Origin of the sequence: Hydrogenophaga sp. (assembly GCF_035481345.1) — a bacterium.
Classification (GTDB): domain Bacteria; phylum Pseudomonadota; class Gammaproteobacteria; order Burkholderiales; family Burkholderiaceae_C; genus Hydrogenophaga.
The window spans coordinates 1-25,757 of sequence record NZ_DATIGV010000042.1 but is presented as its reverse complement, the minus strand read 5'-3'; the positions used below and the strand labels follow the sequence as shown (position 1 = coordinate 25,757).

Below are 25,757 nucleotides of genomic sequence, written 5' to 3'. Positions count from 1 at the left end.
GTGCCCGCGGCCGGGCGCTTGAACGCGGCCACGTTGCCGAGTGACTGGCTGGTCAGGGGGGACAGGCGCATGTCCATGGCGGACTCCTTGGCAAACCGGATGACAGGCCTGAATCCTAGGGACCCCCTCGGCAATCCGGGCCGGAAATAAAGCCCCGATAAACCGCCTTTTTCCGGCACTGCCCGCCCACCCCCACCGGGATACTCGTCCGCATTCGGGGCCTTTTGCGCCCCCTTGCGAGCCATCCCGCCCATGAGCACCACCGCCGTCGCCGAAGTGAATGCCCAGCCCGTGCGCGCCAACGCCCTGGCCGAGGGCTTCGCGCGCATGGACAACGCGCAGAAGATCAAGCTTGGCCTGGGCGCCCTGGCGCTGCTGGCCATCGCCCTGGCCTTCTTCTTCATGGGTCGCCAGCCCGACTGGCGCGTGCTCTACACCAACCTGGGCGACAAGGACGGCGGCGCCATCGTGGCGCAGCTCTCGCAGATGAACGTGCCCTACAAGCACTCGGACGGCGGCGGCGCCATCATGGTGCCGGCCGACAAGGTGCACGACACCCGCCTGCGCCTGGCCTCGCAGGGCCTGCCCAAGGGTTCGGTCACCGGCTTCGAGCTGATGGAAAGCAACCGCTTCGGCATGACGCAGTTCCAGGAGCGCCTGAGCTTCCAGCGCGGCCTCGAAGGCGAGCTGACCCGTTCCATCCAGTCCCTGGCCTCGGTGCAGTCCGCGCGCGTGCACCTGGCCCTGCCCAACCAGAACGGCTTCTTCCGCGAGCAGCAGAAGGCCAGCGCGTCGGTGCTGCTGACCCTGCACCCCGGCCGCACGCTGGACCGCGCGCAGGTCGCCGGCATCGTGCACCTGGTGGCCAGCAGCGTGCCCGAGATGAACCCCAAGGCCGTGAGCGTGGTGGACGATCAGGGCAGCCTGCTGTCCAACCCGCCCGATGGCCAGAACGCTCCCGGCGCCGACGTGCAGAAGCTGCAGTACGCGCAACAGCTCGAGCAGCTCTACACCCGCCGCATCCTGGACATGCTCGAACCCCTGGTGGGCGCGGGCAACGTGAAGGCGCAGGTCAGCGCCGACATCGACTTCTCGCAGGCCGAGATGACCTCGGAGCAGCACCGCCCGAACCAGGGCAACGAGCCCAGCGCCGTGCGCAGCCAGCAGACCATCGAGGACGGCAACCCCGCCAGCGCCCAGCCCGCCGGCGTGCCCGGCGCGGTGAGCAACCAGCCGCCGGCCCCGGGCAACGCACCCATCAACGGCACGGCCGCGCCGGTGGGCGTGGCGCAGCAGGGCAGCACGGACAAGCCCGGCAATACGCGCCGCGAGTCCGTCATCAACTACGAGGTGGACCGCACCGTGCGCACCGTGCGCGAATCCAGCGGCAACATCCGCCGCCTGAGCGCGGCCGTGGTGGTGAACCACAAGACCTCGCTGGACAAGAACGGCAAGCCGGTCACCACCCCGATCCCGCCGCAGCAGATCGAGCAGATGACGGCGCTGGTGCGCGAGACCATCGGCTTCAACCAGACGCGCGGCGACTCGGTGAACCTGGTGAACGCGCCCTTCAACGAGGTGGTGGCCAGCGAACCCGAGGCCCTGCCCTTCTGGCAACAGGCCGACAACGTGGAGCTGGCGCGCAGCCTGGCCTTCCCCCTGGGCATGCTGGGCCTGGGCCTGATCGTGCTGATGGGCATGGTGCGCCCCGCGCTCAAGCTGATGAAGTCGCCGGCGCCGAAGCAGATCACCGAGGTGCAGCCGCTCAACGCCGTGTTGAACGAGATGCCCGAGCGCCCCGGACTGCCGATGCCCACGCCCGACGAGGAAACGCCGGAGAAGCGCCGCATCGCCGACGCCAAGCGCCTGGCCTTGGAGAACCCTGCGGCGGTGGCCAACATCGTCAAGGGCTGGGTCAACGGCGAACCCGCGAATTGAAGCAGGAACACGACCATGGACGACCAGGGATTGCAGGACGCCGCCATCTTCCTCATGTCGCTCGGCGAAGAGGAAGCGGCCGAGGTGTTCAAGCACCTCAGCCCGAAGGAGGTGCAAAAGCTCGGCGAGACCATCGCCCGCACGCGCGCCGTCTCGCACGACCGGGTGGACCAGGTGATGCAGCGTTTCACCACCACCGCCTCGTCGCAGAGCCTGCTGGTGAGCGACACCGACAACTACGTGCGCGCGGTGCTCAAGCGCGCGCTGGGTGACGACAAGGCCGCGCTGCTGATCGACCGCATCCTGCAGGGCGGCGACGTGTCCGGCATCGAGAGTCTGAAGTGGATGGACCCGCTGTCCATCGCCGAACTGCTGCGCAACGAGCACCCGCAGATCGTGGCCGCCATCCTGGTGCACCTGGAAGCGGACCAGACCGCCGCCGTTCTGAAGAACTTCACCGAACGCACGCGCAACGAGGTGATGCTGCGCATCGCCACGCTGGAAGGCATCCAGCCGACCGCGCTGAAGGACCTCAACGAGGTGCTCTACAAGGTGCTGGCCGGTGGCGACAAGATCCGCAAGACCTCCATGGGCGGTGTGAAGACGGCCGCCGAGATCATCAACATGATGGGCACGCAGATCGAGAGCTCGGTCATCGAGTCGATCCGCGACTTCGACCCCGAGCTGGCCCAGAAGATCATGGACAAGATGTTCATCTTCGAGGACCTGCTCAAGCTCGACGGCAAGGCCATCCAGCTGGTGCTCAAGGAAGTGGCCACCGACCAGCTCATCGTCGCGCTCAAGGGCGCCACCACCGAGCTGCGCGAGCTGGTGCTCGCCAACATGTCCAGCCGCGCGGCCGAGGCGCTGCGCGAGGACCTCGAGGCGCGCGGCCCGATCCGCCTGTCCGAGGTGGAGGCGCAGCAGAAGGAGATCCTCAAGATCGTGCGCCGCCTCTCCGACGAGGGCCAGATCGTCATCGGCACCGGCGGTGAAGAGGAAGCCTTCGTATGACGCAGAAGCCGCGCAACGACCCCTACTCGCGCTTCATCCCGCGCGAGGAAATCGACGGCGTGGCCGCCTGGCAGTTCGCGGCCGTGGACGGCAGCGACCAGCGCCCCGCCCTGACCACCGATGCCGCGCCCGAGACCGCGCCGCCCGACGAACGCGTCGCCGAGGCGCGCGAGCAGGCCTATGCCGAGGGTTTTCGCCACGGCCACGACGCGGGCGCGCAGTCGGTGCGCGACGCGATGGAGGCCAGCATGCGCCGCACCGCCGAAGAGACGGCCGTGCGCATGGCCCAGTTGCTGCGCACCACGCGCGAACACCTCAAGCACAGCGAGCACGAGATCTCGCGTCACATCCTGGAGATCGCCTGCGATCTGGCGCGCCAGGTGGTGCGCCGCGAGCTCGTGCAGGACCCCACGCAACTGCAGGGCGTGGTGAGCGAGGCGATGTCCCAGCTCATCGACGACGGCCTGCCCGCCACCATCCGCATGAACCCGGCCGACCTGGCGCTCATGAAGGGCGCGCTGCTGGAGACGCTGGGCGAACCCGCCCCCGAGTTCGTGGCCGACGCCTCCATCACCCCGGGCGGCTGCGTGCTCGAGTCGCGCACCAACTCGGTGGACGCCACGGTGGAGAAGCGCTGGCTGCGCGCCATCGGCAACCTGGGCCTGAACGAACCTTTCGACCCGGCGAACGCCGACGTCTGAACCGATGAGCGATTCCACCTTCGACGAGACGCCGAGCCGCTGGGGCCACTTCATGGACGACCTGCGCGCCAGCGCGCAGGCGCCCACGCCGCTGGAGGTGCGCGGCACGCTGACCAAACTGGCCGGCCTGGTGCTGGAGGCCGTGGGCCTGCGCGTGCCCGTGGGCGCGCAGTGCCTGATCGACAACGGCCACAAGCAGCCGGTGCTGGCCGAGGTGGTGGGCTTCTCCAAGGACCGCGCCTTCCTCATGCCCGCCGGCGACGTGCACGGCCTGGCCAGCGGCGCCAGCGTGACGCCGCTGCCGCCCTACCGCACCGTGCCGCGCCTGGGCCAGGACAACCCGCCGCCGTCGCCCAACGACCGCAGCGTGCTCAGCCTGCCCATGGGCGCCGGCCTGCTGGGCCGCGTGGTGGACGCGCACGGCCAGCCCATGGACCACCAGGGCCCGCTGCGCGATGTCAGCGTGTCCCCCCTGGAGCGCGCGCCGCTCAACGCCATGGACCGCGACCCGGTGCGCGAACCGCTGGACACCGGCGTGCGCGCCATCAACGCCCTGCTCACCGTGGGCCGGGGCCAGCGCCTGGGCCTGTTCGCCGGCTCCGGCGTGGGCAAGAGCGTGCTGCTGGGCATGATGGCCCGCTACACCAAGGCCGACGTGATCGTGGTCGGCCTGATCGGCGAGCGCGGCCGCGAGGTGAAGGAATTCATCGAGGACATCCTGGGCCCGGAAGGCCGCCGCCGCTCGGTGGTGGTGGCCGCGCCTGCCGACGCGCCGCCATTGGTGCGCATGCAGGGCGCCAGCTACGCCACGGCCATTGCCGAGCGCTTCCGCGACGATGGCCTGCACGTGCTGCTGCTGATGGATTCGCTCACGCGCTATGCGATGGCGCAGCGCGAGATCGCGCTGGCGATCGGCGAGCCCCCGGCCACCAAGGGCTACCCGCCCTCGTGCTTCGCCAAGCTGCCGCAGCTGGTGGAGCGCAGCGGCAACGGCCTCAACGGCCGCGGCTCCATCACGGCCTTCTACACCGTGCTGTCCGAAGGCGACGACCAGCAGGACCCGATCGCCGACGCGGCGCGCGCCATCCTGGACGGCCACATCGTGCTGTCGCGCGCACTGGCCGAGTCGGGCCACTACCCCGCCATCGACGTGGAGGCATCGGCCTCCCGCGTGATGCACAACGTGGCACCCCAGACCCACCTGGAACTGGCGCGCCGGTTCCGCGCGAACTACTCGCGCTACCAGAAGAGCCGCGACCTGATCCAGCTCGGCGCCTACGTGGCCGGCAGCGACCCGGAGACGGACCGCGCCATCGTGCTCTACCCCGGGCTGCAGCGCTTTTTGATGCAGGACATGCGCGAGGCCGCGCCCATGGCCGAGAGCGTGCGCGGCCTGCAGACCGCCTTGCAGGAAGACAAGCCGGCGGCGGGCAATGCCCCACGCGGCGCGCGCCCGCACCACAACCCCTATGAGGGCAGCCAATGACCGCAAGTGGTCTCGAAACGATGGACAAGCTCATCGAGCTCGCCGAGCGCAAGCGCGACGAGGCGCTGGCCGCGCTGTCGGCCGCGCGCCGCGAGCTGCAGGCCGCGCAGGAGCAGATGGACCAGCTCACGGCCTACGCCAACGAGGCGCAGCAGCGCTGGCAGACGCGATGCGCCAGCGGCGTGGACGCCGCCTGGCTCATGCACCACCGCCAGTTCATGGCCAAGATCGACCACGCGATCGACTTCCAGACCGGCGTGCTGGCGCAGAAGCAGCACCAGATCGACCAGGCCCAGCGCCAGGTGCACGAAACCGAACGCGAACTCGCCACGCTGCGCCAGTACATCGCGCGCCAGCAGGAGGCGATCCAGCAGCGCCTGATGCGCCGCGAACAGAAGCAGACCGACGAGATGGCGCAGAACGCCCACCGCCGCCGCGCCGAATCCGACAGCACCTTCCAGAGCTTCCAGGCCTGAACCCCGCATGACCACCACCGCGCCCAGCAACGCCCACCCGCCCGCCACCCAGGCCGCGCACGGCCAGCCCGCGAACGCCTCCCGCACGGGCCCAGGCCAGCAGCAACCGGCGGACCTGTTCTCCAGCCTGCTGGCCCTGCTGTCGCCCGACGCGGCCCCGCTGGACCCGCAGGGCGGCGAGCCGGCCGGCACCGGCCTGCCGGGCGAGGACCCACTGGCCGAGGACGGCACGACCACCGACAACCCCCTGGCGCTGCTCATGGCCTGGACGGCGCCGCAAGGGCTGGAGCCCGCGCCGCTCACCGGCGACGGCTCGCTGGCCGGCGAGACGCGCGGCCTGGACACGCGTGCAGACCGCCTGGGCGCCGCGCCCGCCGATGGCCTGCCGGCCTCGAACGGTGCCGCGCCGGGCCGCCAGGTCGCCGCACCCTGGCAGCCGGCCGCGCGCGCGCCAGCGTCGCTGGCCGCCACCCCCTTCACCCCGAACCCGTCGGGCACGCCCAACGGTGCCGGCGACGCGCCCGCCATGCGCTGGAGCCGCGCCGCCTCGCCCGCGGAAGCGGGCGCCAACGCCTGGCCCGTGCGCAGCACCGTCGCCCTGGACGCCCGCTTCCAGGCGGCCACGCCCACCGGCACGGTCGCCGCCTTCGCGGGCGGTGCGCCCGGCGCGGCGGATGCGGACGACCTGGCCCTGCCCGGTGCCTCGCCCACCGGCGGCGCGCGCGCCATCGGTGAAGCCGCCACCGGCCTGGCGGGCGCCACGGCCGACAGCGGCCTGGGCGGCGACGCCTCGGCCGAGGGCGGCGGTGCCCAAGGCGACGGCGGCACCGACCAGAACACCGCGCAAGACCCCTACGCCACCCCGGCCGACGCCGAGGCCGTGGAGGTGCAGCACTGGGGCGCGGGCGCCATGCGCCACGCCAGCCTGCGCGTGGGCGAGGACGCCCAGAACGCCATCGACATCCAGCTCGCGCTGCGCGGCGACGAGGTGCAACTGGACATCCGCACCGACGACGCCGCCGCCCGCGAGGCGCTGCGCGAGCAGGCGCAGAGCGCGCTGGGCGAGCGCCTGCAGCAGGGCGGCCTGACGCTGGGCCAGGTCTCGGTGGGCGAGCAGGGCCAGGGCAGCGGCGAACTCCGCCGCGACGGCCAGGCCGCGCAGCCGGCGGCGAACCGCGGCGAGCGCGGCGGTGCCGACACCGGGGAACCGGCGGCCACGCGGCCCGCTCCCTCCGGCCCGAACGACCGGGGCCTCGACCTCTTCGTCTGACGCCCCGGGGCGCGGGAAAGAACCGGTTTTTCCGCGCTTATCGAGCGAACGGCGAGGGTGGGGCCCTCCCACAATCCTTCTCAAGCCGCGCGCCTTTGAGCCCGCGGCAACCGACGAAGGAGTGCCATGTCCGCCGCCGCTGCCACCGCCCAACCGGTCGCCGAAGCCGCCCCCAAGAAGAAGGGCAAGAAGCTGCTGTTCATCCTGATCGGCGTGGTGGTGCTCGCCATCGCGGGGGCGGCTGCCGCGCTGTTCGTCCTCAAGAAGAACACCGCCGAGGACGAGGGGGAACACGACGAGGACGAGGTCGCCGCCGTCAAGCCGGTGGACCCCAAATCGGCCCCCACCTTCCTGCCGCTGGACAACATGGTGGTCAACCTGGCCGACCCCGGCGGCAACCGCTACATCCAGATCGGCCTGACCCTGCAGCTGCAGGACGCCGCCACGGGCGATGCCGTCAAGGCCTTCATGCCCAGCATCCGCAGCCAGATCCTGGTGATCCTGTCCAAACGCACCGCCGAGGACGTGCTCAGCGCCGAGGGCAAGAGCAAGCTCAGCGCCGACATCATCGCCGCCGTCTCCGAAGTGATGGGCTACGCCACGCCCAAGGCCGAGGACGAAGGCAAGAAGAAGCGCGGCCCTGCCAGCCCCGTGCAGGCCGTGCTGTTCTCCAGCTTCATCGTGCAGTAAGCGCGGAGCCACGACGCCATGTCCGAATCGTTTCTGTCACAGGACGAAGTCGATGCCCTGCTGGAGGGCGTGACCGGCGAGAGCCAGAAGCTCGCCAAGGAAGAGGTGCCCGAAGGCGGCATCCGCAACTACAACCTCTCCAGCCAGGAACGCATCGTGCGTGGGCGCATGCCCACGATGGAGATCGTCAACGAGCGCTTCTCGCGCAACCTGCGCATCGGCCTGTTCAACTTCATCCGCCGCAGCCCCGAGATCTCGGTGGGCGGCGTGCAAGTCCAGAAGTACAGCGCCTTCCTGCGCGAACTGGTGGTCCCCACCAACTTCAACATCATGGCCGTGCGCCCCCTGCGCGGCAACGGCCTGGTGGTGTGCGAACCCACCCTGCTGTTCGGCGTCATCGACAGCCTGTTCGGCGGCACGGGCAAGTTCCACACCCGCATCGAGGGCCGCGACTTCTCGCCCACCGAGCAGCGCGTCATCAACCGCCTGGTGGAGGTGGTGGCCGAGGAATACAAGAAGGCCTGGCGCGGCGTGTACCCGATCGAGCTGGCCTACCAGCGCTCGGAGATGCAGCCGCAGTTCGCCACCATCGCCACGCCCAGCGAGATCGTGGTCTCCACCAGCTTCACGCTGGAGATCGGCGACATCAGCGGCTCGCTGCACATCTGCATTCCCTACGCCACGCTGGAGCCCATCCGCGACGTGCTGTATTCCAGCGTGCAGGGCGACGCCATCGAGGTCGATCGCCGCTGGGTCAAGCTGCTCAGCCACGAGATCCAGGCCGCCGAGGTGACCATGGTGGCCGAACTCGCCAAGACCCAGGCCACGGTGGAGCAGTTGCTGGCCATGCAGGTGGGCGACTTCATCGAACTCGACCGCCTGCCCACCATCACCACGCACGTCGACGGCGTGCCGGTCTTCGAGTGCCAGTACGGCACGCACAAAGGCAAGTACGCGCTGCGCGTCGAGCGCAGCCTGCGCGGCAGCGACATGAACTGGCTCGGGTCCTCGCCCGACCTGTGACCGGCGTTCAGGAGAAAACCATGTCTACCGAAACCAACGAACCGAACCAGGACGCCATCGCCGACGAATGGGCACAGGCGCTCGAAGAGCAGGCCGCCACCACCGTGGACGAGGGCGCCCCCGCCTTCGAGGCCAACAACATCCCCATCAAGACCGCCAGCGGCGGCGCGCAGGACATCCAGATGGTGCTGGACATCCCCGTGCAGCTCTCGGTGGAACTGGGCCGCACGCGCGTGCCCATCAAGTACATCCTGCAACTCGCGCAAGGCTCCATCGTGGAACTCGACGCGCTCGCGGGCGAGCCCATGGACGTGCTGGTCAACGGCTACCTGATCGCACAGGGCGAGGTGGTGGTGGTGAACGACAAGTTCGGCATCCGACTCACCGACATCGTGACGCCGTCCGAGCGCATGAAGCGCTTGAGCCGGACCTGAAGGAACACCGACATGTGGCAGAACGCCTGGCCGGCGCTGGTCCTGCTCGCCCTGATGGTGGGCATCGCCTGGGCATTGAAGTGGGCGCGCGGGCGCATGCCCGGCCTGCCGGGCGTGCCCGGCCAGAGCGGCCCCTTCGTCAAGGTGCTGGGCAGCGTCTCGCTCGGCCCGCAGCAGCGCGTCGTCACGCTGCAGGTGGGCCGCGGCGAGGACGCCACCTGCCTGGTGCTCGGCGTCGCGCCAGGCAGCATCAACACCCTGCACGAGGTGGCGCTGCCGCCCGAGAGCGCCACGCCCCCGGCGCCCACGGCCCCGTTCGCCGGTGGCTTCGCCGCGCGCCTCGCGCAGCAACTCGTCAAGGGCCCCGGCGATGCGCCGCGCTGACATGCCCCGCCTGATCGGTCTGCGCGCGCTCGCGCTGCTGCTGGCGCTGATGCTGCTGTCGATCGGCGCCTGGGCGCAGAACGCGCCCGTGCCCACGCCGCAAGGCCCTTCCCTGCCCCTGGTGGTGGGCCAGGGCGCGGGCGGCGCCAGCTACTCGGTGCCGATCCAGACCCTGCTGTTCTTCACCGCGCTGTCCTTCCTGCCGGCGGTGCTGCTGCTGATGACGGGTTTCACCCGCATCGTGATCGTGCTCTCGCTGCTGCGCCAGGCCCTGGGCACGCAGTCGGCCCCGCCCAACCAGGTGATCGTGGGTCTCTCGCTGTTCCTCACACTGTTCGTGATGGGTCCCACGCTCGATCAGGTCTACAGCAACGCCTACGGCCCCTACTCGCGCAACCAGATCAGCTTCGAGGAGGCGCTGCAGCGCGGCGAGCAACCCATGCGCGCCTTCATGCTCAAGCAGACGCGCCAGTCCGACTTCGAACTCTTCGCCAACCTGGCCCGCCTGCCCGATGACGTGACCGCCGAGAACGCGCCCTTTCGCGTGCTGGTGCCGGCCTTCGTCACCAGCGAGCTCAAGACCGCCTTCCAGATCGGCTTCATGATCTTCATCCCCTTCCTGGTCATCGACATGGTGGTGGCCAGCGTGCTCATGTCGCTGGGGATGATGATGCTGTCGCCCGTGCTGGTGGCCCTGCCGTTCAAGCTCATGCTGTTCGTGCTCGCGGACGGCTGGAACATCCTCATCGGCTCGCTCGCCGCGTCCTTCGCCCAGTAGGTACCCCATGGAACCGCAAGCCGCCCTCACGCTCGGTCAGAACGCCCTCTTCCTGCTGCTGGCCGTGGCCGCGCCGGTGCTGGCCACGGTGCTCGGCGTCGGCCTGGTGATCAGCCTGTTCCAGGCCATCACGCAGATCCACGAACAGACCTTGTCCTTCGTGCCCAAGCTGATCGCGGCGATCGCCGTGTTCGCCATCGCGGGGCCGTGGATGCTGACCACCATGGTCGAGTTCATCCGCAGCACGATCCTGTCGATCCCGCAGTACGCCGTCTGACGGCGGCCGGAGCGCGCGCGTGATCACCTTCACCGAGGCCCAGATCATGGCCTGGGTCACGCCGGTGTTCTGGCCCTTCCTGCGCATCCTGGCGGTCTTCAGCAGCGCGCCCATCTTCTCCTCGCGCTCGGTGCCGGTGCGCACGCGCGTGGCCCTGGCCTTTCTCATCGCCATCTGCGCCCAGGCCGCACTGCCCGAGCAGCCGGTGGTGGCGCTGACCGACCCGCGCGCCCTGGAAACCGTGGTGCAGCAGGTGCTGATCGGCCTGGCCATCGGCCTGGCGGTGCGCATCGTGTTCGCGGCGGTGGAGCTGGCCGGCGAACTCATCGGCCTGCAGATGGGCCTGAACTTCGCCGGCTTCTTCGACCCCAGCACCGGCAGCCAGAGCAGCACCGTGGGCCGCTTCTTCGGCAACACCACCATGCTGCTGTTCGTGGTGATGGGTGGCCACCTCATGCTGCTGCAGGCGGTGGTGTCCAGCTTCGGCACCTTCCCCGTGGGCGGCGGCGCGCTCGACGCGGTGAACACCATGCGCTTGCACGAGCTCGGCTCGGTGGTCTTCCGCTACGGCCTATGGATCGCGCTGCCGCTGATCGGCATGCTGCTGTTCATCAACATCGTGCTGGGCTTTGTTTCGCGCATCGCGCCGCAGATGAACGCCTTCGCCATCGGCTTCCCGATCACCCTGTCGGCCGGCCTGATCGGCATCGCCTTCACCCTGCCCATGCTGGACACGCCGGTGGCCGCGCTGCTGCGGCTAGCGACGGCGCTGTTCACGGGCTGAGGCGGCTACACCTGGCTGGCCTGCTGGCCGTTCCCCGGGCGCGGCATCGCCAGGTCAAGCACCTCGAGCAATACCCTCGAGCGAACGTCTTCTGGCAGGCCCTTCAACCGCTGCGCTTGCTCCGCATTCAGCGAGTCGGCGCCCGGTGGCACGCAGGCCATGAGCTTGCATAGGATGTCGTTGACCTCCGTTGCCTCGAAGCCGCTATCCAGCAGGATCTTCATGAACACATGCCGGATTTCCGGTCTTTGCCACAGTTCATCTCGATGCCACGGCTGCTGCACCGAGTATTCGTCGCTCAGGTAAGCCAGCACCTCTTCTTTCATCGGCAGCACCCTAAACGCTTTCAGGTGGGCCTGGCGCCAGTCCTGGATGGCGTTAAACCATTCCTTCCATCGGCCGATTCGGAGCAACTGCACGGCAGAGCGCGGGTGCAGCGGCTCACCCTGTGGCACCCAATGCTCGTACGGCGCAGTCCGCATGCTGTTCATGTTGCTCTGCCCACCTTGGGGGAAACTGCGCGCGACTTCGTACACGGCCATCAACTCATGGTCGTTGTCGTTCATGCCGAACTGGGTGTCCTCGTTGCGGGAGTAGGTGAAGAAGTTCTGCAGGGCCCAGGTCTTGACCTCTTCCTTGTTGGTGGTCCATTGCGACAGATGCATGGCGCCGCTGTTGGAGTCGTAGAACGACGCGCAGTACCGCACCTGGCCATCGGGCGCCACATCGCGGCGAAGCTCCAATGCCATGCAGTGCTTGTCGTTGAACGGAAAGGCGTGCATGAAGCTGCGGCGCTGCTCGTCCATGTCCTGGAAGAACTTGTCGAAGAGCGTCCCCGCCGTTTTTCGTACCACCCCGTAGCCGGCCACCAGGCCGCAGACGAGCAATTGGTAATAGGCGTCCGCGATCTCTTCGCTGTGCGATTCCAGGGCTTCCACGGACGTGAACGGCTTGTAATCGAAAGGTTCATGGGGAGCGCCGCCGCTCCAGCGGTGCGCGCCTTCGTGCCGCGACAAGTGCCGGATGCGACAGGCTATCCAGAAGGCCCCCAGGTGTCGGCACTCGATAGGCATACCGCGCAGAACACCGAGCTTTTCGCCTCGAAAGACCGCTGCGCAGTTGATGTTGAGATCCTCGAACCCTTTGACACCGGGGTTCTTCGTCATCCGGGCCGATTCGAACGCCAGCCGCTCGTGCTGCACCCTACAGCGCTCCACGGTCTCGCCCTTGTCGCGGATGAGCACGAAGCCGTCGTTGTGCCGGTACGGCAGGATGTCGCAAGACGCCATGCCAAGGACCCGCACGGTCCGCAACTCGGGGCCCGCACTGCCCAGCACCCGCTGATGGTTCGGGCACACGTGAAAATCCAGCGATTCGCCCCGATAGAAGCCCGTGTCGATCACGGTCACATCCGGACAAGTCCCCAGCCAGGCGGGTTGTTCGCGCATGTCGTCTGGCCATCGCAGCAGCGACAAGGGTTGATCCACAGCACGGCAGGCGTCCGAATACGCCTGCATGACCGTCTCAGGGATGGTCAGCACGTCCCCGGGATCGCAACGCAAAAGGTCCAGTGCACCATCGGGCGCGCGCATCAAAGCCTCGCGCAAGGCGTGCTGGTCGCTCGACAGTCCGTCGCAGTACGCCTGAACGGTAGCCAAGGCCTCACGAACACCGGCTTCCTGCCGGTTGGTCGCCTTGAAACCAGGCATGGTGGACGCGGCATCGGGGGTCTCGCCAAAGCGGCGGCGCGCGGCCATGGCATTCAGGTTGGGGGTGGATTGGGAGCGATTCATCACGCTTTCGTGATGACGTCTTGTGCAGACGATCCGACTCAAGCTCCACCAGGTGTGCTAGGTCGGTGGTGCGTCAACCCGCAACCTAGTCCGCGAGACTTACCGCCGTTGCGGCACCGGCATCGCTTCCATCATTTGCCCCCACATTTATGATGGTCATCATATTTGGCTAAAATCGCGCACCAGTTTGTCAACACGACCGCCATGGACAGCCCCCCCACCAGCCGCAAGCAGGCCACCCACGACCGCATCCTCGACACCGCCGCCGGCGTGCTGCGCGCCAGCGGTTTCCAGGGCGTGGGCGTGGCCGACATCATGAAGCGCGCGGGGCTCACGCACGGCGGCTTCTATGCGCACTTCGCCTCGCGCGAGGCGCTGCTGGCCGAGGCCCTGGAGCGCGCCGGGCAGGACAGCCAGGCGCGGATGCGCCGCGCCCTGGACGCCGGTGAGGCGCGCGGCGACAGCCGCTTCCAGGCCCTGGTGGACAACTACCTCGCCGACCGCCACCTGCGTTCGCCCGAAAGCGGCTGCCCGGTGGCCGCGCTGGCCTCCGAAATGCCGCGCCAGGCCGATGCCGTGCGCGAAGCCGCCGCCGCCCGCATCGAAGCCCTCACCCGTGCCGTGGCCGCCACCCTGGCGCCCGGACAGCCCCGCGAAGCGGCGGGCCTGATCGCCTCGCAACTGGTCGGGGCCCTGCAGATCGCGCGCACGCTGGGCGACAACACCAAGGGCCGCCGCCACCTGGCGGCCAGCCGGCGTTTCTTGCTGGAACAGTTCGCCCCCGACGCGCCGCCCGACACCCGGCACTGACCCGTTTCCACGCGCGCCCCATGGCGCGCTTCCTTCAATGGCCACAAATATGACGGCCATCATATTCAACAGGAGTCTTCCATGCAGATCAAGAACGCCGTCGTCCTCATCACCGGCGCCAACCGAGGCATCGGCCTGGCCTTCGCCCGCGAGGCACTGGCGCGCGGCGCCAAGCGCGTCTATGCCGCGAGCCGCCAGCCTGCCAAGGTGACGCTCGATGGCGTTGTCCCCGTCGAGCTGGACGTGACCCGCCCCGAGCAGGTGGCGCGCGCCGCTCGCGACCTGGGCGACGTGACGCTGCTCATCAACAACGCGGGCGTGGCCGAGTTCGGTGGCTTCCTGGTGCCCGATGCGCTGGAGGCCCTGCGGCGCCAGCTCGACGTGAACGTCTTCGGCATGCAGCGCATGGCACAGGCCTTCGCGCCGGTGCTGGCGGCCAACGGCGGCGGCGCCATGCTCAACGTGCTGTCCATCGCGAGCTGGATCAACCGCCCGCTGCTGGGCACCTATGGCGCCACCAAATCGGCGGCCTGGGCGCTCACCAACGGGCTGCGGCACGAGCTGCTGGAACAGGGCACGCAGGTGACGGCGCTGCACATGGGCTTCGTGGACACGGACCTCACGCAGGGCATCGAGGCGCCGAAGTCCACGCCCGAGGCCATCGTGCGCGCCGCCTTCGACGGCCTGGAGGCCGGCGCGGCCGAGGTGCTGGCCGACGACATGACGCTTCAGGTGAAGCAGTCGCTCGCCAGCGCCACAGCGGCCTACCTGCCCGCCTGACCATGACCACCACCGCCGCCACCACCGCCGTCAGCGCCGCCGCGCCCTCCCGAGCCGCCGACACCCGCCAGCGCATGCTGCAAGGCCCCGTGCTGCCGACGCTGATGCGCCTGGCCACGCCCAATGTGCTGGGCCTGTTCGCCAACACCATCGTCATCGGCTTCGACGGCTACATCGTGGGCCGCCTCGGCGCCGATGCACTGGCCGGCGTGGCGGTGGTGCTGCCGCTGGCCATGCTGATGCTGCACATGTCGGCCGGCGGCCTGGGCGGCAGCGCGACGGCCGTGGTGGCGCGCGCGGCGGGCGCGGGCGACGAGGCGCGCGCCGCGCGCCTGGCCTGGCACGCGCTGGTGCTGGGGCTGTTCGCCTCGCTGCTGTTCACGCTGGTCGCCGCCTCACCGCTGCTGTATGCGGCCATGGGCGCGCGCGGCCCGGCGCTGGAGCAGGCGGCCCGCTACGCCGCCGTGTTGTTCGCGGGCGCCTCGGCGGTCTGGACGGTCAACGTGCTGGCCGGGGTGGCGCGCGGCACCGGGCAGATGGGCGCGGCCGCTCTGGCGCTGATCGCCACCACGGTGATGCACCTGCTGCTGGCGCCGCAACTCGTGTTCGGCGTCGGCCCGCTGCCGCCGCTGGGCGTGGCCGGCGCGGCGGCCAGCACCGTCACCTGCAGCGCGGTATCGGCGCTCGCCTTGTTGGCCTGGCTGTCGCGCCGGGGCGCGCCGGCCCGGCCGCTGGGCGCCGGCTGGCGGCTGCGGCGCGAGGACACGCGCGAGATCCTTCGCCTCGCCCTGCCCTCGGCCATCAACCCGGTCCTGAGCAACGGATCGATCGCCCTGGCGACGGCCTACGTGGCGGGCTTCGGCGGCCTGGCCGTGGCGGGCTACGGCATTGCCGCGCGGCTGGAGTACATCCTGGTGCCCATCGCCTTCGGCATCGGCGGCGCGCTCACGGCCATGGTGGCCACCAACCTCGGCGCGCAGCAGGCGGTGCGCGCCAAGCGCATCACCTGGACCGGTGCCGCGCTGGTGTGGGCCATCACGGGCACCATCGGCCTGGTCGCCGCGCTGTGGCCGCAGCTGTGGATGGCGGCGTTCACCCCGGACGCGGCCGTGCAGGCCGCGGGCGCGAGCTACCTGCGCATCGTGGGCGGCGCCTACGGCTTCTTTGGACTGGGGCTGGCGCTGTTCTTCGCCTCGCAAGGCGCGGGGCGGCTCACCTGGCCGTTGGTCGCCAGCGCGGCGCGGCTGCTGGTGGTGGGCGTGGGCGGCTGGCTGGCGCTGCGCCTGGCGGGCGATCAGCCGCAGGCGCTGTACGCGGTGGTGGGCCTGAGCCTGGCGCTGATGGGACTGACGCTGGCCGTCGCCACGCACCGCAGCGACTGGTCGGCGCCGGTGCGTGGGCACTGAAACGCCGGGGAATCCCCACACAGGCCTGCGGGGAAACCTTGTAAGGCGCGGCCAGCCAGGCGAACGGCATTCAGAAGCCGCCAGAAGGCACCGATAGATCTCTCGATGCGGGCAGTTCACCTCCGCCCTGCCAGGGCGGGTGCTCCCCGTGACCGCGAGGGAACGACATGAAAGCCATTGCCCATTTGCGCATCGGAGCCCGCCTGACGCTCGGCTTCGCGCTCATCATCGCCCTGCTGGCCAGCATCGCCGGGGTGGGGTTCGCCAAGCTCAACATCATCGCCGACGACATCGAGGTGATCCTGCACGAGCGCTACGCCAACGTGGCACTGGCCCAGACGGTGGAAAACGAAACCAACCGCCAATTGAACGCGCTGCGCACCGCGCTGATCGCCACCGAGCGCAGCCTGGTGGACGCGGAGGTGGCCAAGGTGCAGGCGTCCAAACCCCTGGTCATGAAGGCGATCGAACAACTGCGGGCGAGCGTGCATGATCAGCGCGGCCGGACCGCCCTGAGCGCCCTCATCGAACAGCAGGATGCATTCCGCCAGCGCGAAGACCTGCTGCTGGAGCACATCAAGGCCGGCCGGACCGAGGAAGCGCGCAGCGAACTGCTGACGCACCTCCTGCCGCTGCAGGCCCGTTACCTCACCGCGATCGAGGCCTTCGCCGAGACCCAGGCCGGTGGCATGGAAGCCTACGGCGCCGAGGCGCTGGAAGCCGCTCATGACGCGAAGATGTTGTCGGGCCTGCTGGCATTGATCGCGGTGCTGCTGGCCGTGGCCATCGCCTTCGTGCTCACGCGCTCGATCACGCAGCCCATTGCGCAGGCGCTGCGCGTGGCACGCACCGTGGCGGCGGGCGATCTCACCTCGCGCTTCGAGGTGCACGGCAAGGACGAGATGGCCGAGCTGCTGACGGCCTTGCGCACCATGAACGACAGCCTGGTGCGCATCGTGAGCGAGGTGCGTGAGAGCAGCGACTCGATCGCCAGCGGCTCCCACCAGATCGCCACCGGCGGCGCGGACCTGTCCAACCGGACCGAAGAACAGGCCTCCAGCATTCAACAGACCGCGGCCTCGATGGAGGAAATCGCCACCGCCGTGCGGCACAGCGCGGACACCTCGCGCACCGCCACCGGACTGGCGCACGCGGCCAGCGCCGTCGCCAGCCGCGGCGGGCAGGCCGTCGCCGACGTGGTTTCCACCATGGGCTCGATCAGCGAGAGCTCGCGCCGCATCGCCGACATCACCGGCGTGATCGACGGCATCGCCTTCCAGACCAATATCCTCGCGCTCAACGCGGCGGTCGAAGCCGCGCGCGCTGGCGAACACGGCCGGGGCTTCGCGGTCGTCGCTGGCGAAGTGCGCACGCTCGCGCAGCGCGCGGCCACCGCCGCCAAGGACATCAAGCGGTTGATCGGTGAAAGCCAGGGGCGGGTGGAAGCCGGTGCGCGGCAGGTGGAACAGGCCGGCACCACCATCGGCGACATCGTGGCGCAGGCCGGTCAGGTGGCGCGGTTGATCTCGGCGCTCGACACGAGCTTCGACGAGCAGTCCAGGGGCATTGGCCAGATCAACGAGGCCGTGAGCCAGATGGACCAGATGACGCAGCAGAACGCCGCCCTGGTGGAGGAATCGGCCGCCGCGGCCGCCAGCCTGCGCCAACAGGCCGCCCGCCTGAGCGCCCTGGTCGACACGTTCCGCCTCAACGCCTGAGTCCTGGGCCGGGGCGGCCTTCGGACATCCACGCCCTCTCAATCCCAGCGCAGGTCGCCCAGCTTCCAGTCGCCGCCCACCAGGCGCCACTCCATGCGCACTGCGTAGGGCTCGGCGCGCTCGGGAATCAGGCCCTGCGCACCGGTCACCAGCACCTGGGCCTCGACGCGACCCAGCGTCGGCGCCTGCGGATCGACCCGCGCGTTGAGGGAGGCGGCGATGACCTTGATGTTCTGGAAGCGCAGGAAGGTGGCGGTGAGCAGGCGGCGCGTGCCGTCGCGGTCGAGGTTGCCACTGCCCTGGAAGTGCTCGTCGAGCAAGTCCATCACGTCGCCGGTGTCGCGCGCCTCGATGGCGGCCTGCAGGGCCCGGACGGCGGCTTCGAGCTTCGCCTGCGGGTCGTCCTTGCCGCAGGCGGCGAGCGCGGCGGCGCTCACGAGAACAGTGGCCAGCACGGCGCGGCGGCCAAGGCGGAACGGGGCGGTGGCGAACACCATGAAAACTCCCTGAGTGGTGACGACGCAGTATCACCACCGTCGATGACCCGACGATGGTCCGTTCGGACCACCGCGCGAGCGGCTCACACCAGACCGTTGCGGATCGCGTACACCGTCAATTCCGCGTTGTTCGACAGGTGCAGCTTCTCCAGCACCCGCGCGCGGTACACGCTCACGGTCTTGGGGCTGAGCATCAGCTCTTCGGCGATGTCGCTGAGCTTGCGGCCGGAGGCGATCTTCTGCAGGGTCTGCAGTTCGCGCTCGGACAGGCTGGCGTGCAGTTCCTCGGTCTCGGGCGCGCTGAGCGTGTCCACCAGCATCTGCGCCACCTCGGGCGTGACGTACTTGCGGCCCTGCTGCACCACACGGATGGCGCCCACCAGTTCGGCCGGGTCACCGGCCTTGTTGACGTAGCCCCGCGCGCCCGCGCGCAGGCAGCGGATGGCGTACTGGTCTTCGGGGTACATCGAGACCACCAGCACCTTCACCGGCGAGCCCTCTTCCTTCAGCGCGCCCAGCACCTCCAGGCCGCCGCGCCCGGGCATGTTCAGGTCCAGCACGAGCACGTCGCAGAGCGTCTTGCGCATGAGGTCGCGCAGTTCGGGGTAGCTGCCGGCTTCGCCGACGACCTGGATGTCGACCGCCTCGCTGATGGTGTCGCGGATGCCGCGCCGCACCACCGCGTGATCGTCACACAAAATCACCTTGATCATGGGCCTCCTTGTGCTCCGCCGGCGGCGGCAGTGTGTCGCCGGAAGGGAGCGGTACCGAGAGAATGACCGAGGTGCCGCGCGGCGAGGAGCTGACGTCCAGCCAGCCCCCGACCTTGGCCGCGCGCTCGCGCAGGCCCAGCAGGCCGAAGGACTTGTCCTTGCGCAGCGCGCTGGCGTCCAGGCCCGGGCCGTTGTCGCTCACCTCGAGCGTGAGCACGCCCTCCCCGTCGTTGAGATCGATTTCCACGTGGCTCGCCCCCTGGGCATGCTTGGCCACGTTGGTCATGGCCTCCTGCGCCGTGCGGTAGGCCACCAGTTGCACGTCGCGTGGCACCTCGATGCGCTCGGCCGTGCGGCGCACGTGCACGCGCAGGCCGGTGCGGCGCTCGAAGTTCTGCGCCAGCCACACGACCGCCGCCACCAGGCCCTGGTCGAGGATGGGCGGGCGCAGGTTCATCATGATGCGCTGGCTCGCACCCAGCGCGTGCTGCACCATGTCCAGCGCGGTGTTCACGTGGCGCTGCATCTCGGGGTCGTTGGCGCGGCGGCCCACCCAGGCCAGGTCGAGCTTCACGGCCGCCAGTGCGCCGCCGATGTCGTCGTGGATCTCGCGCGCGATGTCGGCGCGCTCCTGTTCGATGCTGGTCTGCAGGTGCTCGGCCAGCTCGGCCAGGCGCTGACGCGACTCGGCGAGTTCGACGTCGGCGCGCGCCTTGGCCCGGCGCGCGTCGCTGATCTCCAGTGCGCGCTGCACCACGTGCGCCAGCCGGTGCATGCTGTCCTTGAGCAGGTAGTCGCTCACGCCCCGGTGCATGGCGTCGACGGCGGCGGTCTCGCCGATGGCGCCGGAGAGGATGACGAAGGGGATCTGGATGCCCAGCTTGCAGGCCGCGTCCCAGGCGTCCAGGCCGGTGAAGCCGGGCAGGTGGTAGTCGGCCAGCACGATCTCGTGGCGCCCGCTCTGCAGCTCGCGACGGAAGTCCTCCAGCGTGTCCACGAGCGTGATCTCGTTGGGCAACTGGCTGCGCTGCAGCGCGAACTTCACCAGCGCGTGGTCCACGCGGGAGTCCTCCAGGTGGAGGATGCGCACCGGTCGCGGGTGGCTCGCTGTCGCTTCACCGGTACCGGTCATGGGATGGGCTCTGTCGCCTGACGAAAGGATGAACGGGCGCCTGGAGGCGGGTGAAGAAAGCCAAAAGGGCTGAATTTCAGGCCGTTTTCGGTCGATACCCCAGGAGGCGGCTGCCGAAAATTGTAATACCCCGTATCCGTAAAGACCTTCCTCCGCAACCATGCAGACCAACGCTTCGCCGCCGACCCCACCTTCGGTCACGCTGCCCGTGGCGCTGGTGGCCGACCTGCAGGACTCGCTGCTCATCGCCATGACCGACCTGCAGCGCCTGGAAGGCCTGCTCGACCACGCCACCGGCAACCTGCTGGAGCGCTTCGGCAACGCCAACCGCGATCTGGAGTCGCTCGAAGGCGCGCTGGGCGAGGAATTGACCCGCATCCGTCACAGCCTGCACCAGGCCGTGACCGAATTGCAGTTCCACGACATGGCCACCCAGCTGCTGGCGCACACCGGCGCCATGCTCAAGGGCTGCTCCTGGCGCCTGGCCGAGCAGGCCATTGCCCCGGAAGACGACGAGGTGCCCCTGGACCTCGACCCCATGCCCGACCGCCCCAGCCCCGTGACCCAGAACGAAATGGATGCGGGTTCGGTGGAGCTCTTTTAAGAACCCCCGCGAGCCGCCGATAACCCCCGAAGAACGGAGAAACCCATGCGATCCATCCTTGCCGTCGACGACTCGGCATCCATGCGAAAAATGGTGTCCTTCACCCTCACGGGTGCCGGCTTTCACGTGGTGGAAGCGGTGGACGGCCAAGACGCCTGGGACAAGGCGCAGCACCACAGCGTCGACCTGGTGCTGACCGACCAGAACATGCCCAGGCTGGACGGGCTGGGCCTGACGCGCAAGCTGCGCGAGCACCCCAAGTTCAAGAACACGCCGATCCTGGTGCTGACCACGGAGTCGAGTGACGCCATGAAGCAGGCTGGCCGCGCCGCGGGCGCCACCGGTTGGCTGGTCAAGCCCTTCGATCCGGGCCGCCTCATCGAAGTGATCAACAAAGTCATCCGCTGAGCAGCGACCAAGCAACCAGGAGCCAAGACATGGGCGACATGATGAACGAGGGTCAACACCTCGGCAACGACATCGATCTCAGCCAGTTCTATCAGATCTTCTTCGAAGAGGCCGGCGAGAACCTCGACCAGATGGAGCAGATGCTGCTCGCGCTGGACGTGGCCGCCGCGCAGGACGAAGAGCTCAACGCCATCTTCCGTTGCGCGCACTCCATCAAGGGTGGCGCGGCCACCTTCGGCTTCGCCGACGTGGCCGAACTCACGCACCAGGCCGAGTCGCTGCTGGACAAGCTGCGCCGCCACGAACTGCAACCCACGACCGCCATGGTGGACGTGCTGCTCGAATCCAGCGACGCGCTGCGCGGCCAGCTGGGTGCCCACCAGGGCGTGGGCAGCGCGCCCGACACCGGCAACCTGGTGGCGCGCATCTACGCGCTGGCCCAGGGCCAGGAAGCGCCCGCCGCCGTCGCGCCGGCGCCGGCCCCGGTGGCCGCGCCCGTGGCCGCCCCCGCACCGGAGGTGGCCGCACCGGCCGCCGCTGCGCCCGTCAGCAAGGGCGAGCGCGAGATCGACATCCACATCGGCCCGATCGACAACCCCGCCACGGCCGACGGCATCGCCGAGCTGTTCCGCGACATCCCCGGACTGGGCACGGTCTCGACCCTGCCCTGCGACCAGCCCGGCAAGCGCGTGTTCCGCGCGCGCACCGCGGCCAGCGACAACGAGTTGCTGGACCTGTTCACCTTCCACGTGAGCAAGGAGCAGATCCAGATCCACCCGGCCGGCGACGTGGTGCACGGCAAGGTGCCCATGCCCCCGGCCACCGAAGGCAAGGACTACGGCTTCTACGAAGGCGCACCGGGCCTGCCGGGTGCCCCCAGCGCACAGGCCACGGCCGCCGCCGCGCGCGACAGCCGCGCCGCCGAGGCCCGGGCCGGTGCGGCCGGCCCCGCCGCCGGTGCGGGCCTCGAATCCAGCACGCTGCGCGTGTCGGTGAGCAAGGTGGACCAGCTCATCAACCTCGTCGGCGAGCTCGTCATCACCCAGGCCATGCTCGCGCAAAAGAGCCGCGAGCTGGACAACAACAACGCCAACAACCCGCTGCTGGCGGGCCTGGCCGACCTGGACCGCAACACGCGCGACCTGCAGGAAGCCGTGATGTCGATCCGCATGATCCCCATGTCGGTGGTGTTCAACCGCTTCCCGCGCATGCTGCGCGACCTCGCCTCCAAGCTGGGCAAGAAGGTCGAGCTGGTCACGCAGGGCGAATCCACCGAACTCGACAAGGGCCTGGTGGAGAAGATCACCGACCCGCTGACGCACCTGATCCGCAACAGCTGCGACCACGGCATCGAAATGCCCGAGGAGCGCCGCGCCAAGGGCAAGAGCGAGACCGGCACCATCACCCTCTCGGCCACGCACCAGGGCGGCAGCATCCTCATCGAGGTGCGCGACGACGGCAAGGGCCTCTCCCGCGAGAAACTGCTGACCAAGGCCCGCGAGAAGGGCATCGACGCGCCCGATTCGCTGAGCGACCCCGAGGTCTGGAACCTCATCTTCGCGCCGGGCTTCTCCACCGCCGACCAGGTGACCGACGTGTCCGGCCGCGGCGTGGGCATGGACGTGGTGAAGAAGAACATCACCGCCTTGGGCGGCACGGTCGAGATCGACTCGGCCGAAGGCTACGGCATGCGCGTCTCGGTGCGCCTGCCGCTCACCCTGGCCATCATGGACGGCATGTCGGTGCGCGTGAGCGACGAGGTCTACATCCTGCCGCTGGCCAGCGTGATCGAGTCCTTCCAGATCAAGCCCGGCGACATCGCCACCATGGGCCAGAACGCCCGCGTGGTGAAGGTGCGCGAGGAGTACATGCCGGTGGTCGAGCTGGAACAGATCTTCGCGGTGCCGCGTTTCGAGCACAACGCCGCCAGCCCGATCATGGTGGTGGTGGAGGCCGAAGGCCAGCGCGCCTCGCTGATGGTCGATGAGCTCCTGGGCCAGCAGCAGGTGGTGATCAAGAACCTGGAGAGCAACTACCGCAAGGTGCCCAATGTGTCGGGCGCCACCATCCTGGGCGATGGCAAGGTGGCGCTGATCCTGGACACCTCATCCCTGGTGCGCCGCTCCAGGCATTGATTCCCCGGGCCGCGCGAGCGGCCCGACTCCGTCAGGTACGTCCGCGATGCTCACCACCTCCGCCCTCCGAAACCGGCCCGCCACGCCGCCGCCGCGCGTCGCCATCGCCGCCGAGGACGGCCCCGTCGCCGAAGGCCGCGAGTTTGTCTGGTCCGACGCGGACTTCGCGCGCATCAAGGCGTTGATCTACAAGAAGGCCGGCATCAGCCTGCACGACGGCAAGCACGCCATGGTGTACAGCCGCGTCTCGCGCCGCCTGCGCGAGACCGGGCACGCCAGCTTCAAGGGCTACATCGACTGGCTGGAAAGCCACGACGGCCCCGAGTGGCAGGAATTCATCAACGCGCTCACCACCAACCTCACGGCCTTCTTCCGCGAGTCGCACCACTTCGACGCCCTGGCGCAGTTGCTGCGCGCAAAGCCCGCGCACGACTGGCGCATCTGGTGCGCAGCCGCCTCCACCGGCGAGGAGCCCTACTCCATCGCCATGACCTGCGCCGAGTCGCTGGGCGCCAACGGCCGCTACGAAATCGTCAACAGCGACATCGACACCAAGGTGCTGGCCACCGCGCAGCGCGGCGTCTACAAGCACGAGGGCAACAAGGGCCTCTCCGCCGAGCGGCTGCAGCGCTTCTTCCTGCGCGGCAAAGGCGCCAACACGGGGCAGATGCGCGTCAAGCCCGAGCTGCAGAAGCACATGAGCTTCCAGCCGGTGAACCTGATCCACGAACTGCCACTGCGCGATACCTTCGACGTGGTGTTCTGCCGCAACGTGATGATCTATTTCGACGCGGCCACGCAGCGCGCGGTGCTCGAGCGCATCCACCGCGTGATGCGCCCGGGCGGCACGCTGTTCGTGGGCCACGCCGAGAACTTCAGCGACGCGCGCCACCTGTTCGCGCTGCGCGGCAAGACGGTCTATGAGCGCCTCTAGCCTGGCCTCCATCCCGCCGCTGGCGCCGCTCAAGCCGCTGTCCAGCCTGTCGCTGCCGCGCGTGCAGCCGGCCGCCGGCGTGGTGTCGCGCGTGGACGAACTCAAGGCGCGCACGCCCAAGCCGGGCGAGGCCTCGTTCTTCTTCCATGAGCCGCACTTCCGCAGCGATGCGGTGAAGGTGCTGCCCGGCGAGTACTATGTGACCACCGACGAGCTGGTGATCATGACCGTGCTGGGTTCCTGCATCGCCGCCTGCATCTGGGATCCCAAAGTCCGCGTGGGCGGCATGAACCACTTCATGCTGCCCGAAGGCGGCAGCGACTCGGGCGGGCGCTACGGCTCCTACGCCATGGAATTGCTCATCAACGAAATGATGAAGCTCGGCGCCCGGCGCGAGAGCATGCAGGCCAAGGTCTTTGGCGGCGGTGCGGTGATGAGCAGCTTCACCACCATGAACGTGGGCGAACGCAACACCAAGTTCGTGCTCGACTACCTGCAGACCGAACGCATCGCGGTGGTGTCCAAGGACGTACTCGACATCCACCCCCGCAAGGTGTGCTTCTTCCCGGTGTCGGGCAAGGCCATGGTCAAGCGCCTGGCGCACACGCAACCCGAAACGCTGGAAACGCAGGAGCGCAAGGGCAGCGCGGCCGTGGTCGCCAAGGCAAACGCCGGCGGCTCCATCGATCTGTTCTGAGGAGAGGCACCGTGGCCAAGACACGCGTAGTGGTGGTGGACGATTCGGCGCTGGTGCGCAGCCTGCTCGCCGAGATCATCAACCGCCAGCATGACATGCAGTGCGTGGGCGCCGCGAGCGACCCGCTGGTGGCGCGCGAGATGATCCGCGAGCTCAACCCCGACGTGGTGACGCTGGACGTGGAGATGCCGCGCATGGACGGCATCGACTTCCTGGGCCGGCTGATGCGGCTGCGGCCCATGCCGGTGGTGATGGTCTCCACGCTGACGGCGCAGGGCGCCGAGGTGACGCTGCGCGCGCTGGAACTGGGCGCGGTGGACTTCGTGGCCAAGCCGCGCATCGGCCTGGCCACGGGCCTGCAGGAACTGGCCGGCGAGATCGTGGAGAAGGTGCGCGTGGCCTCGGTGGCCAAGTTCCGCAAGCCGCCGCCGGTGGTGGCTGCGCCGCCCGGAGTCGCCGCGCCGGCCAGCCCGCCGCCGCGCAGCGGCCTGCTGGGCCGTGTGTCGACCGAGAAGCTGATCTGCATCGGCGCCTCCACGGGCGGCACCGAGGCGATCCGCGAGGTGCTCGTGGCGATGCCGGCCGACGCGCCGGCCATCGTCATCACCCAGCACATGCCGCCGGGCTTCACGACCAGCTTCGCCGCCCGGCTGAACGGGCTGTGCCGCATCACCGTGAAGGAGGCGCAGCACGGGGAACGCATCCTGCCGGGCCATGCCTACATCGCGCCGGGCGGACGGCAGTTCCGCATCGAGCGCAGCGGCGCCAACTACATGGCGGTGGTGGAGGACGCACCGCCCGTGAACCGGCACCGGCCTTCGGTGGAAGTGCTGTTCCTGTCGGCCGCGGCGCTGGTGGGGCGCAATGCCTACGGC

Annotated in this window: 27 protein-coding genes; 23 read left to right on the top strand and 4 right to left on the bottom strand. The window is 69.2% G+C overall.

The window, feature by feature from the left end; all coding sequences use genetic code 11:
- Positions 1–252 precede the first annotated feature (252 nt).
- The 13 genes from fliF to fliR all read left to right on the top strand — a co-directional run bounded on the left by fliF (position 253) and on the right by fliR (position 11,255).
- Positions 253–1,938 carry a flagellar basal-body MS-ring/collar protein FliF gene (gene fliF, locus VLG41_RS04330; RefSeq protein ID WP_325348170.1) on the top strand — a complete coding sequence of 562 codons (1,686 nt, stop codon included), beginning with the start codon at positions 253–255 and terminating at the stop codon, positions 1,936–1,938.
- A gap of 15 nt (positions 1,939–1,953) precedes the next feature.
- A complete protein-coding gene (fliG, locus tag VLG41_RS04325; protein WP_325348169.1) occupies positions 1,954–2,952 on the top strand; it encodes a flagellar motor switch protein FliG in 999 nt (332 codons plus the stop codon).
- Positions 2,949–3,653: a flagellar assembly protein FliH gene (locus VLG41_RS04320; RefSeq protein ID WP_325348168.1), complete on the top strand. Its 705-nt coding sequence runs from the start codon at positions 2,949–2,951 to the stop codon at positions 3,651–3,653. The genes fliG and VLG41_RS04320 overlap by 4 nt, the downstream gene beginning before the upstream one ends.
- A 4-nt stretch (positions 3,654–3,657) precedes the next feature.
- Positions 3,658–5,139: a flagellar protein export ATPase FliI gene (fliI, locus tag VLG41_RS04315; RefSeq protein WP_414652439.1), complete on the top strand. Its 1,482-nt coding sequence runs from the start codon at positions 3,658–3,660 to the stop codon at positions 5,137–5,139.
- Positions 5,136–5,615: a flagellar export protein FliJ gene (gene fliJ, locus VLG41_RS04310; RefSeq protein ID WP_325348167.1), complete on the top strand. Its 480-nt coding sequence runs from the start codon at positions 5,136–5,138 to the stop codon at positions 5,613–5,615. Before fliI ends, fliJ begins: the two co-directional genes overlap by 4 nt.
- A 7-nt stretch (positions 5,616–5,622) precedes the next feature.
- A complete protein-coding gene (locus VLG41_RS04305; protein WP_325348166.1) occupies positions 5,623–6,885 on the top strand; it encodes a flagellar hook-length control protein FliK in 1,263 nt (420 codons plus the stop codon).
- A gap of 126 nt (positions 6,886–7,011) precedes the next feature.
- A complete protein-coding gene (locus VLG41_RS04300; protein WP_325348165.1) occupies positions 7,012–7,575 on the top strand; it encodes a flagellar basal body-associated FliL family protein in 564 nt (187 codons plus the stop codon).
- 18 nt (positions 7,576–7,593) lie between these two features.
- Positions 7,594–8,598, top strand: a complete 1,005-nt coding sequence (fliM, locus tag VLG41_RS04295) for a flagellar motor switch protein FliM (RefSeq protein WP_325348164.1) — start codon at positions 7,594–7,596, stop codon at positions 8,596–8,598.
- 20 nt (positions 8,599–8,618) lie between these two features.
- On the top strand, positions 8,619–9,032 hold the full coding sequence (gene fliN / locus VLG41_RS04290) for a flagellar motor switch protein FliN (RefSeq protein WP_325348163.1): 414 nt from the start codon (positions 8,619–8,621) through the stop codon (positions 9,030–9,032).
- 12 nt (positions 9,033–9,044) lie between these two features.
- The gene (locus VLG41_RS04285) at positions 9,045–9,416 is read left to right on the top strand and encodes a flagellar biosynthetic protein FliO (protein ID WP_325348162.1); all 372 of its coding nucleotides are present in this window, start codon (positions 9,045–9,047) and stop codon (positions 9,414–9,416) included.
- Position 9,417: 1 nt separating this feature from the next.
- A complete protein-coding gene (gene fliP, locus VLG41_RS04280; RefSeq protein WP_325348161.1) occupies positions 9,418–10,194 on the top strand; it encodes a flagellar type III secretion system pore protein FliP in 777 nt (258 codons plus the stop codon).
- Between the two features lie 7 nt (positions 10,195–10,201).
- Positions 10,202–10,471, top strand: coding sequence for a flagellar biosynthesis protein FliQ (gene fliQ / locus VLG41_RS04275; RefSeq protein WP_009519665.1), 270 nt, complete (start codon positions 10,202–10,204; stop codon positions 10,469–10,471).
- 19 nt (positions 10,472–10,490) lie between these two features.
- The gene (fliR, locus tag VLG41_RS04270) at positions 10,491–11,255 is read left to right on the top strand and encodes a flagellar biosynthetic protein FliR (protein ID WP_325348160.1); all 765 of its coding nucleotides are present in this window, start codon (positions 10,491–10,493) and stop codon (positions 11,253–11,255) included.
- Positions 11,256–11,260: 5 nt separating this feature from the next.
- Here fliR and VLG41_RS04265 read toward each other — a convergent pair whose 3' ends face one another.
- Complete coding sequence (locus VLG41_RS04265; RefSeq protein ID WP_325348159.1) at positions 11,261–13,048, bottom strand: ShET2/EspL2 family type III secretion system effector toxin; 1,788 nt, start codon at positions 13,046–13,048, stop codon at positions 11,261–11,263.
- A gap of 204 nt (positions 13,049–13,252) precedes the next feature.
- Between VLG41_RS04265 and VLG41_RS04260 the strand changes: the two genes are divergently transcribed.
- The 4 genes from VLG41_RS04260 (at position 13,253) to VLG41_RS04245 (ending at position 17,762) form a co-directional block, all read left to right on the top strand.
- Positions 13,253–13,858: a TetR/AcrR family transcriptional regulator gene (locus VLG41_RS04260; protein ID WP_325348158.1), complete on the top strand. Its 606-nt coding sequence runs from the start codon at positions 13,253–13,255 to the stop codon at positions 13,856–13,858.
- An 81-nt stretch (positions 13,859–13,939) separates the two neighbouring features.
- Entirely contained in the window at positions 13,940–14,638 is a 699-nt protein-coding gene (locus VLG41_RS04255; RefSeq protein ID WP_325348157.1) for an SDR family oxidoreductase, read from the top strand.
- A 2-nt stretch (positions 14,639–14,640) separates the two neighbouring features.
- Positions 14,641–16,044: an MATE family efflux transporter gene (locus tag VLG41_RS04250; RefSeq protein WP_325348156.1), complete on the top strand. Its 1,404-nt coding sequence runs from the start codon at positions 14,641–14,643 to the stop codon at positions 16,042–16,044.
- Between the two features lie 167 nt (positions 16,045–16,211).
- Positions 16,212–17,762: a methyl-accepting chemotaxis protein gene (locus VLG41_RS04245; RefSeq protein ID WP_325348155.1), complete on the top strand. Its 1,551-nt coding sequence runs from the start codon at positions 16,212–16,214 to the stop codon at positions 17,760–17,762.
- Positions 17,763–17,800: 38 nt separating this feature from the next.
- Here the strand turns inward: VLG41_RS04245 and VLG41_RS04240 are convergent, their stop codons facing one another.
- The 3 genes from VLG41_RS04240 to VLG41_RS04230 all read right to left on the bottom strand — a co-directional run bounded on the left by VLG41_RS04240 (position 17,801) and on the right by VLG41_RS04230 (position 20,104).
- Positions 17,801–18,259, bottom strand: coding sequence for a hypothetical protein (locus VLG41_RS04240; protein ID WP_325348154.1), 459 nt, complete (start codon positions 18,257–18,259; stop codon positions 17,801–17,803).
- 83 nt (positions 18,260–18,342) lie between these two features.
- The gene (locus tag VLG41_RS04235; RefSeq protein ID WP_325348153.1) at positions 18,343–18,972 is read right to left on the bottom strand and encodes a response regulator transcription factor; all 630 of its coding nucleotides are present in this window, start codon (positions 18,970–18,972) and stop codon (positions 18,343–18,345) included.
- Positions 18,950–20,104 carry a hybrid sensor histidine kinase/response regulator gene (locus VLG41_RS04230; protein WP_325348152.1) on the bottom strand — a complete coding sequence of 385 codons (1,155 nt, stop codon included), beginning with the start codon at positions 20,102–20,104 and terminating at the stop codon, positions 18,950–18,952. Before VLG41_RS04230 ends, VLG41_RS04235 begins: the two co-directional genes overlap by 23 nt.
- A gap of 160 nt (positions 20,105–20,264) precedes the next feature.
- Here VLG41_RS04230 and VLG41_RS04225 point away from each other — a divergent pair, with 160 nt between their 5' ends.
- The 6 genes from VLG41_RS04225 to VLG41_RS04200 form a co-directional block, all read left to right on the top strand.
- Positions 20,265–20,708, top strand: a complete 444-nt coding sequence (locus VLG41_RS04225) for a hypothetical protein (RefSeq protein WP_325348151.1) — start codon at positions 20,265–20,267, stop codon at positions 20,706–20,708.
- Between the two features lie 45 nt (positions 20,709–20,753).
- Positions 20,754–21,116 (top strand): response regulator, encoded by a 363-nt coding sequence (locus tag VLG41_RS04220; RefSeq protein WP_325348150.1) that lies wholly within the window; start codon positions 20,754–20,756, stop codon positions 21,114–21,116.
- A 29-nt stretch (positions 21,117–21,145) separates the two neighbouring features.
- Complete coding sequence (locus VLG41_RS04215; protein WP_325348149.1) at positions 21,146–23,251, top strand: chemotaxis protein CheA; 2,106 nt, start codon at positions 21,146–21,148, stop codon at positions 23,249–23,251.
- A 46-nt stretch (positions 23,252–23,297) separates the two neighbouring features.
- Positions 23,298–24,185, top strand: coding sequence for a CheR family methyltransferase (locus VLG41_RS04210; protein WP_325348148.1), 888 nt, complete (start codon positions 23,298–23,300; stop codon positions 24,183–24,185).
- Positions 24,172–24,882 carry a chemoreceptor glutamine deamidase CheD gene (gene cheD, locus VLG41_RS04205; RefSeq protein WP_325348147.1) on the top strand — a complete coding sequence of 237 codons (711 nt, stop codon included), beginning with the start codon at positions 24,172–24,174 and terminating at the stop codon, positions 24,880–24,882. Before VLG41_RS04210 ends, cheD begins: the two co-directional genes overlap by 14 nt.
- Positions 24,883–24,893: 11 nt before the next feature.
- The coding region (locus tag VLG41_RS04200) for a chemotaxis response regulator protein-glutamate methylesterase (RefSeq protein WP_325348146.1) at positions 24,894–25,757 on the top strand (864 nt) is incomplete at its 3' end.

What these genes read in the sequence shown, in the direction of transcription:
- fliF (WP_325348170.1), top strand. Translation starts at nt 253, where the DNA reads ATGAGCACCACCGCCGTCGCCGAAGTGAATGCCCAGCCCGTGCGCGCC.
- fliG (WP_325348169.1), top strand. Translation starts at nt 1,954, where the DNA reads ATGGACGACCAGGGATTGCAGGACGCCGCCATCTTCCTCATGTCGCTC.
- VLG41_RS04320 (WP_325348168.1), top strand. Translation starts at nt 2,949, where the DNA reads ATGACGCAGAAGCCGCGCAACGACCCCTACTCGCGCTTCATCCCGCGC.
- fliI (WP_414652439.1), top strand. Translation starts at nt 3,658, where the DNA reads ATGAGCGATTCCACCTTCGACGAGACGCCGAGCCGCTGGGGCCACTTC.
- fliJ (WP_325348167.1), top strand. Translation starts at nt 5,136, where the DNA reads ATGACCGCAAGTGGTCTCGAAACGATGGACAAGCTCATCGAGCTCGCC.
- VLG41_RS04305 (WP_325348166.1), top strand. Translation starts at nt 5,623, where the DNA reads ATGACCACCACCGCGCCCAGCAACGCCCACCCGCCCGCCACCCAGGCC.
- VLG41_RS04300 (WP_325348165.1), top strand. Translation starts at nt 7,012, where the DNA reads ATGTCCGCCGCCGCTGCCACCGCCCAACCGGTCGCCGAAGCCGCCCCC.
- fliM (WP_325348164.1), top strand. Translation starts at nt 7,594, where the DNA reads ATGTCCGAATCGTTTCTGTCACAGGACGAAGTCGATGCCCTGCTGGAG.
- fliN (WP_325348163.1), top strand. Translation starts at nt 8,619, where the DNA reads ATGTCTACCGAAACCAACGAACCGAACCAGGACGCCATCGCCGACGAA.
- VLG41_RS04285 (WP_325348162.1), top strand. Translation starts at nt 9,045, where the DNA reads ATGTGGCAGAACGCCTGGCCGGCGCTGGTCCTGCTCGCCCTGATGGTG.
- fliP (WP_325348161.1), top strand. Translation starts at nt 9,418, where the DNA reads ATGCCCCGCCTGATCGGTCTGCGCGCGCTCGCGCTGCTGCTGGCGCTG.
- fliQ (WP_009519665.1), top strand. Translation starts at nt 10,202, where the DNA reads ATGGAACCGCAAGCCGCCCTCACGCTCGGTCAGAACGCCCTCTTCCTG.
- VLG41_RS04265 (WP_325348159.1), bottom strand. Translation starts at nt 13,048, where the DNA reads ATGAATCGCTCCCAATCCACCCCCAACCTGAATGCCATGGCCGCGCGC.
- VLG41_RS04260 (WP_325348158.1), top strand. Translation starts at nt 13,253, where the DNA reads ATGGACAGCCCCCCCACCAGCCGCAAGCAGGCCACCCACGACCGCATC.
- VLG41_RS04255 (WP_325348157.1), top strand. Translation starts at nt 13,940, where the DNA reads ATGCAGATCAAGAACGCCGTCGTCCTCATCACCGGCGCCAACCGAGGC.
- VLG41_RS04250 (WP_325348156.1), top strand. Translation starts at nt 14,641, where the DNA reads ATGACCACCACCGCCGCCACCACCGCCGTCAGCGCCGCCGCGCCCTCC.
- VLG41_RS04245 (WP_325348155.1), top strand. Translation starts at nt 16,212, where the DNA reads ATGAAAGCCATTGCCCATTTGCGCATCGGAGCCCGCCTGACGCTCGGC.
- VLG41_RS04240 (WP_325348154.1), bottom strand. Translation starts at nt 18,259, where the DNA reads ATGGTGTTCGCCACCGCCCCGTTCCGCCTTGGCCGCCGCGCCGTGCTG.
- VLG41_RS04235 (WP_325348153.1), bottom strand. Translation starts at nt 18,972, where the DNA reads ATGATCAAGGTGATTTTGTGTGACGATCACGCGGTGGTGCGGCGCGGC.
- VLG41_RS04230 (WP_325348152.1), bottom strand. Translation starts at nt 20,104, where the DNA reads ATGACCGGTACCGGTGAAGCGACAGCGAGCCACCCGCGACCGGTGCGC.
- VLG41_RS04225 (WP_325348151.1), top strand. Translation starts at nt 20,265, where the DNA reads ATGCAGACCAACGCTTCGCCGCCGACCCCACCTTCGGTCACGCTGCCC.
- VLG41_RS04220 (WP_325348150.1), top strand. Translation starts at nt 20,754, where the DNA reads ATGCGATCCATCCTTGCCGTCGACGACTCGGCATCCATGCGAAAAATG.
- VLG41_RS04215 (WP_325348149.1), top strand. Translation starts at nt 21,146, where the DNA reads ATGGGCGACATGATGAACGAGGGTCAACACCTCGGCAACGACATCGAT.
- VLG41_RS04210 (WP_325348148.1), top strand. Translation starts at nt 23,298, where the DNA reads ATGCTCACCACCTCCGCCCTCCGAAACCGGCCCGCCACGCCGCCGCCG.
- cheD (WP_325348147.1), top strand. Translation starts at nt 24,172, where the DNA reads ATGAGCGCCTCTAGCCTGGCCTCCATCCCGCCGCTGGCGCCGCTCAAG.